General features: G+C 69.2%; 17 protein-coding genes. 13 read left to right on the top strand and 4 right to left on the bottom strand.

Annotated features, from left to right (window positions below; all coding sequences use genetic code 11):
* Positions 1 to 145 precede the first annotated feature (145 nt).
* Positions 146 to 1,153: a hypothetical protein gene (locus tag HNR19_RS19595; RefSeq protein ID WP_179669472.1), complete on the top strand. Its 1,008-nt coding sequence runs from the start codon at positions 146 to 148 to the stop codon at positions 1,151 to 1,153.
* Positions 1,135 to 1,671: a hypothetical protein gene (locus tag HNR19_RS19590; protein WP_179669471.1), complete on the top strand. Its 537-nt coding sequence runs from the start codon at positions 1,135 to 1,137 to the stop codon at positions 1,669 to 1,671. Before HNR19_RS19595 ends, HNR19_RS19590 begins: the two co-directional genes overlap by 19 nt.
* 9 nt (positions 1,672 to 1,680) lie before the next feature.
* On the opposite strand, the gene HNR19_RS19585 is transcribed toward HNR19_RS19590, so the two are convergent.
* The 3 genes from HNR19_RS19585 to HNR19_RS19575 all read right to left on the bottom strand — a co-directional run bounded on the left by HNR19_RS19585 (position 1,681) and on the right by HNR19_RS19575 (position 3,769).
* The gene (locus HNR19_RS19585; RefSeq protein ID WP_179669470.1) at positions 1,681 to 2,130 is read right to left on the bottom strand and encodes a hypothetical protein; all 450 of its coding nucleotides are present in this window, start codon (positions 2,128 to 2,130) and stop codon (positions 1,681 to 1,683) included.
* 260 nt (positions 2,131 to 2,390) lie between these two features.
* A complete protein-coding gene (locus HNR19_RS19580; RefSeq protein WP_343047348.1) occupies positions 2,391 to 3,026 on the bottom strand; it encodes an NADPH-dependent F420 reductase in 636 nt (211 codons plus the stop codon).
* Positions 3,023 to 3,769 carry an SDR family NAD(P)-dependent oxidoreductase gene (locus tag HNR19_RS19575; protein ID WP_179669468.1) on the bottom strand — a complete coding sequence of 249 codons (747 nt, stop codon included), beginning with the start codon at positions 3,767 to 3,769 and terminating at the stop codon, positions 3,023 to 3,025. Before HNR19_RS19575 ends, HNR19_RS19580 begins: the two co-directional genes overlap by 4 nt.
* A 106-nt stretch (positions 3,770 to 3,875) precedes the next feature.
* Between HNR19_RS19575 and HNR19_RS19570 the strand changes: the two genes are divergently transcribed.
* The 8 genes from HNR19_RS19570 (at position 3,876) to HNR19_RS19535 (ending at position 11,405) form a co-directional block, all read left to right on the top strand.
* On the top strand, positions 3,876 to 4,472 hold the full coding sequence (locus HNR19_RS19570; protein ID WP_179669467.1) for a TetR/AcrR family transcriptional regulator: 597 nt from the start codon (positions 3,876 to 3,878) through the stop codon (positions 4,470 to 4,472).
* A 114-nt stretch (positions 4,473 to 4,586) separates the two neighbouring features.
* On the top strand, positions 4,587 to 7,340 hold the full coding sequence (locus tag HNR19_RS19565) for an AAA family ATPase (protein WP_179669466.1): 2,754 nt from the start codon (positions 4,587 to 4,589) through the stop codon (positions 7,338 to 7,340).
* Positions 7,341 to 7,474: 134 nt separating this feature from the next.
* Positions 7,475 to 8,275 carry an alpha/beta hydrolase gene (locus tag HNR19_RS19560; RefSeq protein WP_179669465.1) on the top strand — a complete coding sequence of 267 codons (801 nt, stop codon included), beginning with the start codon at positions 7,475 to 7,477 and terminating at the stop codon, positions 8,273 to 8,275.
* On the top strand, positions 8,215 to 8,922 hold the full coding sequence (locus HNR19_RS23735; protein WP_425490693.1) for an NADPH-dependent F420 reductase: 708 nt from the start codon (positions 8,215 to 8,217) through the stop codon (positions 8,920 to 8,922). Before HNR19_RS19560 ends, HNR19_RS23735 begins: the two co-directional genes overlap by 61 nt.
* A complete protein-coding gene (locus HNR19_RS19550) occupies positions 8,889 to 9,707 on the top strand; it encodes an alpha/beta fold hydrolase (protein WP_179669464.1) in 819 nt (272 codons plus the stop codon). Before HNR19_RS23735 ends, HNR19_RS19550 begins: the two co-directional genes overlap by 34 nt.
* A 24-nt stretch (positions 9,708 to 9,731) precedes the next feature.
* Positions 9,732 to 10,043 carry a MoaF-related domain-containing protein gene (locus HNR19_RS19545; protein WP_179669463.1) on the top strand — a complete coding sequence of 104 codons (312 nt, stop codon included), beginning with the start codon at positions 9,732 to 9,734 and terminating at the stop codon, positions 10,041 to 10,043.
* A gap of 2 nt (positions 10,044 to 10,045) precedes the next feature.
* Positions 10,046 to 10,405, top strand: a complete 360-nt coding sequence (locus HNR19_RS19540; protein ID WP_179669462.1) for a nuclear transport factor 2 family protein — start codon at positions 10,046 to 10,048, stop codon at positions 10,403 to 10,405.
* Between the two features lie 163 nt (positions 10,406 to 10,568).
* A complete protein-coding gene (locus HNR19_RS19535) occupies positions 10,569 to 11,405 on the top strand; it encodes an alpha/beta fold hydrolase (RefSeq protein WP_179669461.1) in 837 nt (278 codons plus the stop codon).
* Between the two features lie 296 nt (positions 11,406 to 11,701).
* On the opposite strand, the gene HNR19_RS19530 is transcribed toward HNR19_RS19535, so the two are convergent.
* Positions 11,702 to 12,220, bottom strand: coding sequence for an ArsI/CadI family heavy metal resistance metalloenzyme (locus tag HNR19_RS19530; RefSeq protein WP_179669460.1), 519 nt, complete (start codon positions 12,218 to 12,220; stop codon positions 11,702 to 11,704).
* 110 nt (positions 12,221 to 12,330) lie between these two features.
* Here HNR19_RS19530 and HNR19_RS19525 point away from each other — a divergent pair, with 110 nt between their 5' ends.
* Genes HNR19_RS19525 through HNR19_RS19515 form a run of 3 tightly spaced genes read left to right on the top strand, consistent with a single transcriptional unit; the run spans position 12,331 to position 13,837 of the window.
* The gene (locus tag HNR19_RS19525) at positions 12,331 to 12,705 is read left to right on the top strand and encodes a metalloregulator ArsR/SmtB family transcription factor (protein WP_343047281.1); all 375 of its coding nucleotides are present in this window, start codon (positions 12,331 to 12,333) and stop codon (positions 12,703 to 12,705) included.
* Complete coding sequence (locus HNR19_RS19520; protein WP_179669459.1) at positions 12,705 to 13,427, top strand: aquaporin; 723 nt, start codon at positions 12,705 to 12,707, stop codon at positions 13,425 to 13,427. The genes HNR19_RS19525 and HNR19_RS19520 overlap by 1 nt, the downstream gene beginning before the upstream one ends.
* Positions 13,424 to 13,837 (top strand): arsenate reductase ArsC, encoded by a 414-nt coding sequence (locus HNR19_RS19515; protein ID WP_179669458.1) that lies wholly within the window; start codon positions 13,424 to 13,426, stop codon positions 13,835 to 13,837. Before HNR19_RS19520 ends, HNR19_RS19515 begins: the two co-directional genes overlap by 4 nt.

The following is a 13,837-nucleotide window of genomic DNA, read 5'->3' as shown; positions in this document are numbered from 1 at the left end:
TCTGATGGCCTCGCTTCATGCAGGAGATTCCCAATCGTCGCCCCCGGAGGTCGAAGTCCTGTTAGGTTCCCGGCCAGCGACTTCATCGATCGACTCTCGGGAGACAACGGTGTTACGAGTCCTGCGGCTTGCCCTCTCCTCGGCAGTGGCGCTCACCCTGACTTTGACCATCAACGCAACCGTGCCGGCGGCGGCCATGGAGGTCGGCGCCGAGCCGCAGGTCCGAGACAGCTCGGCACCGTTGCCACGAACAGCCGTCACTCCGCGAGTCACGAGCGGGAGATGGTTCACCATCGCGCACCGGGACATCGCCGGTGCGCACCGCCGCCCGGGCACGCTGGGGCGACAGTCGCTTATCCGGATCACCGACGTCCGCGCGCGACAGCGCTTCCTCTTCGACGTCGCCCTTCCGGCCGGTGCGCGACTGCGAGCGCACGGTGAGGGTCTCGAAGCCGTGGACCGCGAAGGTGCTGTGATCGGCGCGTTGGAAGCTCCCTGGGCCGTCGACGCGATCGGCATCGCCGTGTCGACCCGGTTCGAGGTCGTCGACCGGAACTCGTTCGTTCAAGTCGTCGAGCACCGGGCGGTGGGCGCGACCTATCCCGTCTTCGCGGATCCGTGGTGGGTCGTTCCCGTGGCCTTGCGAGTGGGCGGGCAGATCCTCGGCCGGTACGTGGTCCGACGCGCGACCTACGAGGCGGCGAAGCGGGCGGCAGCCAAGCTCGCCGCGAAGCAGGCGCAGCTCGATCTCGACGACGTCGAGCCGCGGACCCCGCGGAAGCTGCTGAAGCTCAACCGCCGCAACTTCCGCGAGAACGTCCGACGACGCACCGGCTGGGAGAAGTCCTCGATCGTCGGGTACGACGCGCACCACACGCTCCCGGTCAAGTTCAACGCAGACTTCAGCCGCGCCGGCCTGAACATCCACAACCCGATCTTCGGGCACTGGTGGTGCAGTCCTGCACACCGGAAGTACGCGCGGAAGTTCAACCGGCTCTGGGAGGACTGGCTCGCACCGCGGCGCAGCGACATCGAGGACAGCCGGTACTGGCGGATCAAGATCGAGAACAAGCGGATTCGCATGGTCAGCCGGTCATGGCACACCACTTACCAGTGCCCGTCCTCGAGGACCCGATGGCTTGGCACACCGTAACCGCGGCCGGAGCAGGCCGCGACCTGTGGCTGCGGGTGACCGGCGAGGACGCCCCGACCTATGGCCGGTGGAGGGCACCGTCGGGCATCGACGTCGAGAAAGCCTTGGGGGAGGCCGGGCCGGGGTCGGTGGACGTCGCGGTCTGGTGGGTCCAAGAGCCGGAGCACTACGGCAAGAGACTGAACGACTTCCTGTGGCAGACGTCGATGATCGGGTTGAAATTGCTCAGCGAGCGGATGGTTGAGGTTCTTCGCGGGTGTGGCGCGGAGCTGGACGTCTTCGACGTGGAGATCCGCCTGCGGAGCGGTGACCGTCTCGGTGGCTACGTCGGCGTGCTCGAGGAATGCAATGACCCCGGGCCCGTGCACAGCCTGTGGCGCGGTCGGAGAAGTCACAACCTGGTCGTCTCCGACGAAGTGCTGGCCGCCATCAAGGAGGCCGGGCTCACCGGGCTGAGGATCGAAGCGGTGAACGGTGCGTTTCCAGGCGATCAGCCGGGGTTCTTCGGCGAGGACTGAACCCCCGGGCTAGGCGGCTTCGTTGAACGCTGCCTGGTACTCCTCGGCTTGCTTCGCGGTGAGGTCACCGTTCACCCGGAGGAGGAGGGCGCCGTCCCGGTAGTGGTATTCAGTTCCGAGGGATTGCATGCCGGACTGGAGCGCCTTGAGGTAGCCCGACCGCTCCTTGGCGCCGTCGGCGTCCGCCCACACCTCCAGCACGGCCCCGCAGTCGATCCCGGGCTGCGGACACTTCAGGCGGGAGTCGTAGAACACTGCCGCCTCGCTATAGCCCTCCTCGCTGCCCAGCATCTTGTCCGGGTCGGTGTCATCGGTGAGCCGGACCGACTTGGTGACCGAAGGAACGTCCTCGACCGACGCCACTATCGCGTCCACATCGGGCTCGGGGTCGGCACCACCGTCGCAGCCGACGAGCGCGGGAAGCAGGAACAGCAACGTGACCAGAGCCCGGACGACCATGGTGGAAACGTACCGGCGTCTCACGGCGCGTACGCCGCTGGCCGCCAGTACTTCCGCACCACTCTGCCGGCATGCAGGCAGCCGCGCCCGTTCGGCTCCATCCCGGCAGCAGCACACCACGAGAGTCCCGGGCCGAGTTGCTTCGGCCCGGGACTCCGGTAGCGATCTACGCGCCCACGCAGCCTGGTTGAAGGATTCGCGACCTCCGCTGCGATTGAGCCCGAGCCTGACCCCGGTGGCGTAGCAACGCTGCCGGCCGGTTAGCGCTCGAGACGCAGCCGGAGCGTCGGCAGGGGACCGCCGGGGAAGTGGAGCAGCGGACCGCCGATCGCGAGCAGGCCGAGGTCGATCGGTGCCCATCCGGCCTTCGATGCGAGCCGCGCGACCGTGCCGTTCGCGGCCGGGTGGTCTCCTGAGATGAAGACGACGCGCCGCCCTCCGGCGGTCGGGTCGGCTCCGAGGTCGGGCGGAGTCAGTGTTCCGAACGCCTTCACCACCTCGGCTCCCGGGACGAGCTTCTCCACTAGCTGCGTGCTGGAGACGTGGCCGCCGAGGTCGGCGGGCGGGAAGTCCGGTGCGCTGAGCGGGTTGGTCGGGTCGATGACGATCTTGCCCGACCAGTCGTCGATGCCGCTGTTGGCCACTGCTGCCTCGAGGCGGTTCCAGGGAACGGCCAGGACCACGATGTCGGCCTTGGCTGCCTCGGTGATGTCGGCCGCGGTGACGCGGTCGTCGGGTGTCTGCACGGTGTGGGAGCCGCGACTGTTGGCGAGAAGGACTTCTGCGTCTGTGGTCGCGAAGCGGCGCGCGAGCGCCGTACCGATGCCGCCGGCGCCGATGATTCCGATGCTGGTCATTGGTTGCTCTCCGTTTCTCGTAGGTCGGGTTCGGCTCAGACGGCGAAGCCGCCGTCGACGTCCCAGCTGGTGCCGGTCACGAAGCGCGCCTCGGGGCGAACGAGGTAAGCGACCGCGCTGGCGATGTCGGTCGGATGGGCGTAGTGACCCACGGGCATGAGGGCCTTCATGGCCTCCGCGAACTCGCCCTCGTCCGGGTTCATCTCGGTTGCGGTCGGCCCGGGCTGGACGGTGTTGACGGTGATGCCGCGTGGTCCGAGCTCGCGGGCCAGGCCGCGGGTGAGTCCGGCGACGGCCGCCTTGGTCAGGGAGTAGACCGCGATGCCGGGGACCGGCACCCTGTCGGCGTTGATGGAGCCGATCGTGACGATCCGGCCACCGTGGGGCAGGTGGGGGACGGCTGCCTGGATCGTGTTGAAGACGCCGCGGACGTTGACGGCGACGAGACGGTCGAACTCCTCGAGCGGGAACTCCTCGATCGGCGCGACGTGGGCCACCCCGGCGTTGTTGACGAGGATGTCGAGGCCGCCGCTGATCGCGACGACCTCGGCGATCGTGTCGCGGACGGCGTCGGCGTCGGCGCTGTCGGTCTCGACCGCCCGGACGGTGCCGCCGGTGCTTGTGATCCGTTCGACGACCTCCTTGGCGCCCTGGTGGTCGGCGACGTAGCTGAACGTGACGCTTGCGCCGTCGGCTGCGAGGCGCTCGACGATGGAGGCGCCGATGCCGCGCGACCCTCCGGTCACGAGTGCGGTCTTTCCTGCGAGAGGCTGCTCAGACATGTGTAGCTCCTTGGTCCTTTTAGAAACCGAACCGTTCGGTTACTATTGGCTTGGAACTACTCACCTCCCGGGTGTATTCCGGGACCGATTCGGAAGGGAGCAGACGATGCCGGCTGGACGTCCGCGGTCGTTCGATGCCGAGGAGAAGCTCGATGTCGCGATGCGCCTGTTCTGGCGCGATGGTTACGAGGGTGTCTCGTTGAGCGACCTGACCGAAGCGATGGGGATCAACCGGCGCAGCTTGTACGCGGCGTACGGCAACAAGGAGACCCTGTTCGCCTCGGCCGCGCGGCGCTACCTCGACGGTCCCGGAGCTTTCGTGTCGCGGGCGCTTGAGGAGCCGACCGCACGAGGGGTCGCCGCGGTGATGCTGCACGGATGTGCGGACGCGTACACGCAGCCGGACTCCCCGGCGGGTTGCCTGCTGGTGCAGTCAGCGCTCGCGTGCAGTCCCGAGGATGACGGGGTCCGGAGGCTGCTGGCCCGTTACCGGGAGGACGGCGTGCTCGCTCTCGCGGCGCGTTTCGAACGCGCCCGCAACGACGGGGACCTCGGGGCTGACGAAACGGCCGATCCGAAGGCGTTGGCACGAATGCTGACCGCGATCGGCCAAGGCATGTCGGTCCAGGCCGCGGGCGGGGCCAGTCGCGAGCAGTTGCACGAGCTGGCCGACCAGGCCTTGAAGGCGTGGCCCACCCCCTAATTCACACGCCCGACGGGACAGGCCGCCGACGCATTCTGGTTGGTGAAACTGAGCAGCGTGCCGGGGGTGGTGACTGCCACTATGGCGTCACCATCGAACCCCGGAGGGTGGTGCATGTTCGGCCGCGACCAGGAGCTCGGCATTCTCGGCGAGCTCGTCGCGCGCAGGGAGGGCGTGGCCCAGGCCGCGTTGCTAGGCCCTCCCGGGGTCGGCAAGACCACCCTGCTGGCAGCCCTCAAGAACCAAGCAGAAGCGTCCGGCGTCGCGGTCCTGAGCGTGCGAGGCCACGAGGCGGACTCCAACGTCGCGTTCGCTGGCCTTGCCGACCTCCTCGCGCGCCTCGCGCCGGGATTGGATGCACTCCCGGTCGGACAACGCGACGCGGTGCTCGCCGTCCACGAGCACGGCGCTCTTCCCGAGGAGGACGGCTCGCTGCTGCTCCGGCTCGCCACAGGGAACCTGCTCACCGGGCTGGCGGCCGAGAAGCCGTTGCTGTTCCTGGTTGACGACTTCCACTGGATGGACCACGCCTCCCGGTCAGTCCTCGGGTTCGTGCTGCGTCGACTCGATGGCGCCCCCGTGGTCACGGTGGCGAGCGCGCGGGGCACGGAGGTGCCCAGCGGGCTGGAACGAGCACGTGTGATCGACCTTGGCCCGCTCGACGACGTCAGCGCCCGAGCCTTGTTGGGCTCCCGCTACCCATCGCTGGTCGGCGCCGCGCTCAAGACGGTGCTGCGCGAGTCGGCAGGCAATCCGCTCAGCCTGGTCGAGCTCGGCCGCGTGGCGGCGCAGGACCCTCGCGCGATCGCGACCACTGACGACCTGCCGCCGGTCGAGCGACTGGAGGCCGTTTTCGCCGCCGAGCTGCACGAGCTGCCGGCGGCCACCCGTGACGTCCTGGCCCTGGTCGCGGCGGGCGCCGACGACGTGGCCGTCCTCGCCGCAGCCGTGAAGCCGCCGCTGGACATCGCAGACCTGGCACCTGCGGAACGGACCGGGCTGATCTCGGCGACCCGCGACCACCTGGAGTTCCGCCACCCCGTGGCCCGCCGGGCGGCCTACCGAGCGGTCCCGGTCGCGCGTCGCCGCCAGCTCCACACCATCCTCGCCCAGGTACTGGCCGGCGACCCCGACCGTCGCGCGTGGCAGATCGCGGCCGCCGCGACCAGTCCCGACGAGACGGTCGCCGTGGAGCTAGCCGCCTACGCCGTCCGGGCCCGCGCCCGCGGCGCGTTCGTGGAGGCAGCGCGCGCCTACGAACGAGCAGCAACCTTCACCGAAGAAGACTCGGCGCGTGCGCACCGACTCCTGATGGCTGCGAGCCTCGCCGGCACCAGCGGCAACTTCGCCTGGGTCGAGGACCTGGCGACCAAGGTCGGCCAGCACACCACGGACCCGCAGATGCTCGTGCTCGCCGAGCACAACCGCGCAGCCGCCCTGGCGCGCACGGGCCTGCATCGTGCGGCCACCGAGGCGCTCGCCGAAGTCGTCCGCGACGCCGTCATCGCCGACCCGACGGTGGGCTGGGCAGCCCTCTCGGTGCAAGCGGTCCTGATCTACCAGGCCAACGGCGACCGGGACCTCCTGCGCAAGGAGATCGCGCATCTGCAGGCAGCCGCCATGCCCGAGCGGCCGGCCCTGCCGCCCCAGCTCTCGGAACCCACCCAACTGTGGGCAGCGGCAGCCACCGACCCGTTCCATCGCAGCCCCGACCAGCTGGTGCGCCTGAAGGAGATGACCGCCGACCCCGCCGGCCTGTCATCGGAATTCGGACACGTGCGCGCCATGCTCCTGGGCGCCGCCTGCTGGCTGCTGGATCAGTCGGTGGTCGCAGCCGAGCTCCTCGGGGAGTCCGTCAGGCTGATGCGGCGCCACGACGCGCAAGGAGAAACCGGCAACCCGCTCACCGCGCTCGGCTCCGTCTACCTGGACCTCGGTCGATTCGCCGACGCAGAAGACGTGGCACGGGAGCTCGACCAGGTCGCAGCCCTGGACAACTCGCGATTCCTGGGCCAGTCCGCAGACCACCTGAGAGCACGCGCCGCCGCAATCCGGGGTGACACCGGACAAGCACGAGACCTCGCCCGGCGCACGCTCGCCGACCTCGACCGCGACGACCACCGATCGCTGTTCTGCCACCTGCAGCTCACCCTCGGCCTGTGTGACCGCGTCGACGCCGACCACCATGGCGCGTTCGCGCACCTGAAGGAGCTCTTCGAACCCGACGGCACCCCACGGCACGAACATGTCTCGATGATGGCGATCGCGGAGATCGCCGGCGCTGCCGCACAGGTCGCCCGGATCGACGAGGTCCGACCAGTCCTCGCTCACGCTCGCGACACGATCGCCGGCAGCGGCGCAACCCGGTTCGAGCTCCTGCTGCACCACGCCGAAGCCCTGACCGCCGACCACGTGACTGACACCGAACGTCTCTTCCGGCTCGCCGTCGACGACCCGGACGGGGCAACCTGGTCCTTCGAACACGCCCGCGCTGCCCTCGACTACGGGCAGTGGCTGCGCCGCCAGCGCCGCCTGACCGATGCCCGGCCCATCCTTGCTGCAGCCGCGGACACCTTCGACGCAACCGGCGCAGTCAGCTGGGCGACCCAGGCCCGCAACGAGCTGCGTGCGGCAGGCGTCACCGCGGAACCTCCCCAGGACGGTGTGCTCGCCCAGCTGACGCCGCAGCAACAGCAGATCGTGCGGATGGCGGCCGACGGCCTGACCAACCGGGAGATCGGCGAGCGACTCTTCCTCTCACCGCGCACCATCTCCTCCCACCTCTACCAGATCTTCCCCAAGCTCGGCGTCGCCGGCCGACACCAGCTCCGCGACCTCCTCGAAGGCGACGACCACTCCGGCCGCTGACAAAAACCGTCACGTGACTGATGCCGACCTCTCGTCCGGCTCCATAGCGTCATCTGCGCCAGCACGCCCGGTCTCGGCGGGCCGACAGGCACCCGACGCCCGACCCTCGGGCGCGCGAGACCTCAGGAGCCACCATGCCCCGCAGCACGATCATGTTCGTCCACGGACTGTGGCTCTCAGCCCAGTCCTGGCGCCCCTGGCAGGACCACTTCGAGCAGAACGGATGGGCGACACTCGCCCCGGGCTACCCGGGAGAGGCCGCAACGATCGAGGAGACCCGCGCAAACCCCGACGCCCAGGCCGGCCACGGCATCGACGACCTCGTCTCCCACTACTGCGACGCCGCGCGTGCCGTGGACGGGCCCGTCATCGCCATCGGCCACTCCTTCGGAGGACTCGTCGCGGAGAAGATGCTCGGCGAGAACGCGGTCGCCGCCGCGATCGCGATCGACCCCGCCCCGATCAAAGGCGTGAAGCCACTGCCGTTCGCCCAGCTGCGCTCCGCCTTCCCCGTCCTCGGCAACCCGACGAACAAGTCGAAGGCGCAGGCCCTGACCGCCAAGCAGTTCCGCTACGCGTTCGGCAACGCACTCACGCCCGAGGAGTCCGACGCCCTCTGGGAGCAGTGGAACATCCCCTCACCCGGGCGTCCGCTCTTCGAAGCGGCGTCGGCGAACCTCAAGCGCAACTCGCCGGCCAAGGTCGCCACCGACAACGCCGACCGCGGCCCCCTACTCATCATGTCCGGCACCGCCGACCACACCGTGCCCGACAAGGTCACCCGGGCCGCCTACACGCTCTACGCGCACTCCGAGGCCTCCACCGAGCTCCAGCAGTTCGAAGGCAGAGGGCACTCGCTGACGATCGACCACGGATGGAAAGAAGTCGCCGACGCCTGTCTGCTGTGGCTCGACTCCAAAGGCCTCGCCGGATGACCACCATCATCGGGTTCCTAGGCGCCGGCGCCATCGCCCAGGCGCTCGCCAGCCAGCTCGTGCGCCTCGAAGACACCCGCGTCATCCTCACCAGCAGGCGCGGACCCACCAGCCTGCAGACCGTGACCGACCGGCTCGGCCCGGCGGCCCGCCCGGGCGACGCCGTCGACCTCGAGGACGCCGACGCCATCGTCCTGTCGGTCCCATGGAGCCAGGTACCCGCCGCCCTCGACCGCCTCGACGACTGGAAGGGCAGACTCCTCATCGACACCACCAACCCGATCGAGGCGCCCACCTCCCGGATGGCAAGCCTCGGCGGAGAAACGGCCTCGAGCCGGGTCGTGGCCCACCTCGCCAACGGCGCCAAGGTCGTCAAGGCGCCACCTGGCACCCGACGCGCTCGCCGCACCACCACGCGCAGGCAACGGACGACGCGTCCTCTTCCACGCCAGCGACCACGCGGACGCCTCCACCTGGGTCGCGCGCCTGATCACCCGTCTCGGGTTCGAACCCATCAACCTCGGCGGCCTCACCGACGGGGGACTGCTCCTGCAGTTCCCCGGAGGCTCGCTGCCGACCCGCAACCTCGTCCAGATCTGACCAGGAGACCCCCATGCGTATCCACCTCGCCGCGGCCGCCACACTGATCGCCGCCGCCGTACCCGCCTCGACCTCCGCCCACGCCAGCCCACCTCCCGGCGAGCTCACCCAACGCGCCGCCACGAAGCCGACGATCGTGCTCGTCCACGGCGCCTGGGCCGACGCGTCCTCCTGGTCGGCAGTCGCCCGAGGGCTGATCAACGACGGCCATCGCGTCCTCACGGCACCGAACCCGCTGCGCGGGCCGGCCAACGACATCGCCTACCTCGAGGCGTACCTCGCCGAACGAACCGACGGCCCGGTCGTGCTCGTGGGCCACTCCTACGGCGGCACCGTGATCAGCGGCGTCGACGACCCGGACGTCGAGGCGCTGGTCTACATCAACGCCTTCATCCCTGCCGAAGGCGAGTCGACCTTCCAGCTCGCAACCTCCAAGCCCGGCTCCCACCTCGGAGCCGACCCGGCCACCGTGTTCGACACCGTCGACTACCCCGGAGCGCCGGAAGGCGACGTCGACCTCTACGTCAAGCGCAAGGTCTTCATCGGCGCCTTCGGCAACGACCTCCCGCGACGCACCGCCGCCGACCTTGCGCTCGCGCAGCGGCCGCTCACCTACTCCGGCGGACTCGAAGCCTCACCCGCACCGTCCTGGGACACGATCCCGAGCTGGTCGCTCATCGGCACTCTCGACAACGTCATCCCGATTGCCCAGCAGCGCGCGATGAGCACCCGTGCAGGTTCGACCACGGTGCGGGTCAAGGCCGGCCATCTCTCGATGCTGTCCAAGGCCGACAAGGTCATCGACCTCATCGACCGCGCAGTCGGCAACTGAGCCCGGTCCACGGAGAAAGCCACCATGCCGACCGCACTCGAGAACCGCACCTTCCACTTCGACCTCGGTGGACTCAAGGTCCGGTACACCTTCGAACCCGACGACAAGGCCACCTTCGTCGTCACCGACGGCGCCGGCCTGGCCCCGGACGGCCACACCGAAACCGTCGCCATCACGGCGACCGAGATCCGGCCGAACGTGTGGCTCAACGCCTGGCGCGAAGCGAACGGATCCACCGTCACGCATGTAGAGGACTTCGAGAAGGGAGTCCTGTACTCCAACGTCACCGTCGACGGGCAGCTCTACACGCTCACCGGCACCATCAAGGAGATCTAGAGATGTCCAACGCAGACCTGGTCCGAACCGCGATGCACGAGCTCTTCGAGCTCAAGGACCTCACGGCACTCGACCGGTACTGGTCCGAGCCCTACATCCAGCACAGCCCCGGCCTGCCCAACGGCCTCGACGGGCTGCGGACCGCCGTACCCCACCTCGAAGGTTTCACCTGGCGGCCGGAACGTGTGGCCGAGGACGGCGACCTCGTCTGGGCCCACAGCCGCGTCACCGGCTGGGGTGAGGGAACCCAGATCATCGTCGACATCTTCCGCATCCACGACGGAAAGATCGTCGAGCACTGGGACGTCGTCCAACCCGAGACCAGTGCCGAGAACACCGTCAACGGCAACAGCATGCTCTGACCCGCCCGAGGGTCACTCCCTCGCGCGACCCAGCACACCCGCACCAACCGGTGGCGCGGGCTGGGCAGCGCACGCCCGGGCGGGTGCGCCCATCCTCGCGCCCCTTCCCGGGCCCTCATGTCTCGACCGCGACAACCGCGACCAACCACGAAGGAGTTCCGCCATGCCGTTCATCACCGTCGGCGCCGAGAACCGCACCGACATCGAGATCTACTACGAAGACCATGGGCAGGGCCAACCGGTCGTGCTCATCCACGGGTTCCCCCTGGATGGCCACTCGTGGGAGAAGCAGGCCAAGGTCCTGCTCTCCTCGGGGTACCGCGTGATCACCTACGACCGCCGCGGCTTCGGGCAGTCCAGTCAACCCAGCGACGGCTACGACTACGACACCTTCGCCAGCGACCTCCACGCCCTCATGGAGACACTCGACCTCACCGACGCCGTCCTCGTCGGGTTCTCCATGGGCACCGGCGAGGTCGCCCGGTACCTGGCCACTTACGGTTCACGCCGCGTCGCCAAGGCCGCGTTCCTGGCCTCCCTCGAACCCTGCCTCGCCAAGTCCGAGGACAACCCGACCGGCGCCGCGCCGCTGGAGTTCTTCGTCGGGATCAGCGAGCAGGTCAGCAACGACCGCTACGCCTACTACACCGCCTTCTACGAGCAGTTCTACAACCTCGAAGAGAACCTCGGGACCCGCATCAGCGAGGAGGTTGTCCGCCGCAGCTGGGACGTCACCGTCGCGGGGGGCTGGTGCGCCGCCGCCGCGGCCCCGCTGACCTGGCCCACCGACTTCCGCGACGACATCCCCAAGATCGACGTCCCCACCCTGATCGCCCACGGCACCAGCGACAACGTCCTTCCGATCGATGCGACCGCACGGCCGTTCCGGGCCCTCATCCCCTCGGCGCAGTATGTCGAGATCGAAGGAGCCCCGCACGGCATGTTGTGGACCCATGCCGACGAAGTGAACGAAGCACTACTCACATTCCTGAGCGCCTAGCTCACAGAGCCACCGCCATGTGAAACAGCCCCCACCTGCGGAATCGCAGGGAGGGGCTGTTCTCCGGTCCACTGTCAGCAGCAGGCCGGCGCGGGCTGGCGTGGCGTGGTCGACGCCCTGGCCGACGCGGCCGACGCGAGGGTCGCGACCCGGGCGATGACCGCCGCAGACCGCAGATCACTGCGGCGTCGGACCGCCTGCCGCAGGAGACGGTGGTCGGCAGCTTCGCGGTGGAGCTCGGTGATGCGACTGTCGGCGAGTGCTCGAGCAATGCCTGGATGCATGGTGACTTCCTTTCAGCAGCAGGCGGGGGTCTTCCCGGCCGGCTCGTCGCCAGCGTCGTGGGTGCGGTCGACGTCGGTGTTGTTGTCGTCGATGTTGGTGCAGCAACCTCCGAGGCCGGACACGTCGCTCAGGTCGAGGTCGGCCTTGCCCTCGAGGTCGGGGCGGGCGTCGCCGGTGACGGTGTAGACCTCCCACGGCTCGTTGCCGGGGCCGGACACCCACACCTTGTCCTGCACGGCGTAGCAACAGGTGGTGTTGTCCTCCACGCGGGTGGCCAGGCCGGCGTCGGCGAGCCGGTTGGTGGCCGCGGCGACGAGGTCCGTGCTCTCGACCTCGACCCCCAGGTGGTCCATCCGGGTCTCCGTGCCGGGCTGCCCCTCGAGCAGGACCAGCTTCAGCGGCGGCTCGGCGATCGCGAAGTTGGCGTAACCGGGGCGGCGCTTGGCCGGCGCCGTGTTGAAGAGGCGGGAGTAGAAGTCGATCGAGCCGTCGAGGTCGGCGACGCGGAGGGCGAGCTGGACACGGGACATAGGGGGTTCCTTCCGTTCGGGGGCGGCAAGGCCGCCGCAGATATTGATGACTGTCTATGTCTTACTGGCCACAGGTTGCTCCATAGATTGATCTCTGTCAATATAGAAGCGTGTCTAAGTCCTCGCTCCCCCTGCTGACCGGCAGCGATGCGCTCGCCTGCTGCACCCCGCTGTCGCGGGAGCCGATGAGCGACGAGCAGGCCGCTCAGGTCGCGCCCCTCCTCAAGGCGCTGGCCGACCCGGTTCGGCTGAGGTTGATGTCGATGGTGCTGTCGCACGAGGGCGGGGAGGCATGCGTGTGCGACCTGACCCCGGCCTTCGACCTGTCGCAACCGACCATCAGCCACCACCTCAAGGTGCTCCACGAGGCTGGCCTCCTTGACCGCGAGAAGCGCGGCACCTGGGTCTACTACCAGGCCAAGCCCGAGGCGATGACCGCGATCATGACCCTGTTCGCGGCGGGCCCGGTGGCCTCCACTTGCTGATGGCCGACCCGGTCAGCCCTCGCATCGAGCCGCTCCCCGCTTCCGCGACGCTCGCGCAGCGCGTGGTCGCCGAGCTGGTCGGCACGGCCTTCCTCGTGGCCGCCGTCATCGGCTCCGGCATCGCCGCCACCCGGCTCTCGCCCGACGACGTCGGGCTGCAGCTCCTGGAGAACAGCCTCGTCACCGGCGCCGCCCTGGTCGCGCTCATCCTGGCTCTCCAGCCCGTCTCCGCCGCGTTCAACCCGGTGGTCACCGTCGTCGAACGCGCCTTCGGTCTCATCGGTACGACGACCGCCGCGGCGCTCATCGCGGCGCAGGTCATCGGCGGCGTGCTCGGTGCCGTGCTCGCGAACCTGATGTTCGACCTCTCTCCGGTCAGCATCGCCACGACCGACCGCACCGGCAGCCACCTCTGGCTCGCCGAGGTCGTCGCCACGCTCGGGCTCGTGCTCGTCGTCTTCGGCAGCCTGCGGACCCAGCGGACCAGCACCGTCGCGTTCGCCGTCGGCGGCTACATCACCGCCGCCTACTGGTTCACCAGCTCCACGAGCTTCGCGAACCCCGCCGTCACCATCGGCCGCTCGTTCTCCGACACGTTCGCGGGGATCGCACCGGCGTCGGCCCCCATGTTCGTGCTCATGCAGCTCGTGGGCGGTGCCCTGGCCGCACTGATCGTTCGGTTCCTCTTTCCCGAGCCCCGCACCACGGAGGAGATGCGATGACCGACCACGCCGACCCCAGGCCCACGGTCCTGTTCGTGTGCGTGCACAACGCGGGACGCTCCCAGATGGCGGCAGGCTGGCTCCAGCACCTCGCAGGCGACCGCGTCGAGGTCCTCTCCGCGGGGTCCGAGCCCGCCGACCAGATCAATCCGGTCGCCGTCGAAGCGATGCGCGAGGTGGGCATCGACATCACCGCCGCTCGGCCCAAGGTCCTCACCGCCGAAGCGGTTCAACACTCTGACGTCGTCATCACCATGGGCTGCGGCGACGCCTGCCCGTTCTACCCCGGCAAGCGCTACGAGGACTGGAAGCTCGACGACCCCGCTGGTCAGGGCATCGAAGCGGTGCGGCCGATCCGTGACGACATCGAGCAGCGCGTCCGCGACCTCGTCGCCACACTGACCAACTGA

This window comes from Nocardioides thalensis (assembly GCF_013410655.1).
GTDB classification, from domain to species: Bacteria; Actinomycetota; Actinomycetes; order Propionibacteriales; family Nocardioidaceae; genus Nocardioides; species Nocardioides thalensis.
The sequence above is the reverse complement of the archived record's forward strand: the minus strand, read 5'-3'. Positions and strand labels throughout refer to the sequence as shown.

Bases quoted from the DNA above. Each gene is read 5' to 3' on its own strand.
- HNR19_RS19520 (WP_179669459.1), top strand. From the start codon at position 12,705: ATGGCCGACCCGGTCAGCCCTCGCATCGAGCCGCTCCCCGCTTCCGCG.
- HNR19_RS19545 (WP_179669463.1), top strand. From the start codon at position 9,732: ATGCCGACCGCACTCGAGAACCGCACCTTCCACTTCGACCTCGGTGGA.
- HNR19_RS19560 (WP_179669465.1), top strand. From the start codon at position 7,475: ATGCCCCGCAGCACGATCATGTTCGTCCACGGACTGTGGCTCTCAGCC.
- HNR19_RS19540 (WP_179669462.1), top strand. From the start codon at position 10,046: ATGTCCAACGCAGACCTGGTCCGAACCGCGATGCACGAGCTCTTCGAG.
- HNR19_RS19565 (WP_179669466.1), top strand. From the start codon at position 4,587: ATGTTCGGCCGCGACCAGGAGCTCGGCATTCTCGGCGAGCTCGTCGCG.
- HNR19_RS19585 (WP_179669470.1), bottom strand. From the start codon at position 2,130: ATGGTCGTCCGGGCTCTGGTCACGTTGCTGTTCCTGCTTCCCGCGCTC.
- HNR19_RS19550 (WP_179669464.1), top strand. From the start codon at position 8,889: ATGCGTATCCACCTCGCCGCGGCCGCCACACTGATCGCCGCCGCCGTA.
- HNR19_RS19535 (WP_179669461.1), top strand. From the start codon at position 10,569: ATGCCGTTCATCACCGTCGGCGCCGAGAACCGCACCGACATCGAGATC.
- HNR19_RS19575 (WP_179669468.1), bottom strand. From the start codon at position 3,769: ATGTCTGAGCAGCCTCTCGCAGGAAAGACCGCACTCGTGACCGGAGGG.
- HNR19_RS19515 (WP_179669458.1), top strand. From the start codon at position 13,424: ATGACCGACCACGCCGACCCCAGGCCCACGGTCCTGTTCGTGTGCGTG.
- HNR19_RS23735 (WP_425490693.1), top strand. From the start codon at position 8,215: ATGGAAAGAAGTCGCCGACGCCTGTCTGCTGTGGCTCGACTCCAAAGG.
- HNR19_RS19590 (WP_179669471.1), top strand. From the start codon at position 1,135: ATGGCTTGGCACACCGTAACCGCGGCCGGAGCAGGCCGCGACCTGTGG.
- HNR19_RS19530 (WP_179669460.1), bottom strand. From the start codon at position 12,220: ATGTCCCGTGTCCAGCTCGCCCTCCGCGTCGCCGACCTCGACGGCTCG.
- HNR19_RS19570 (WP_179669467.1), top strand. From the start codon at position 3,876: ATGCCGGCTGGACGTCCGCGGTCGTTCGATGCCGAGGAGAAGCTCGAT.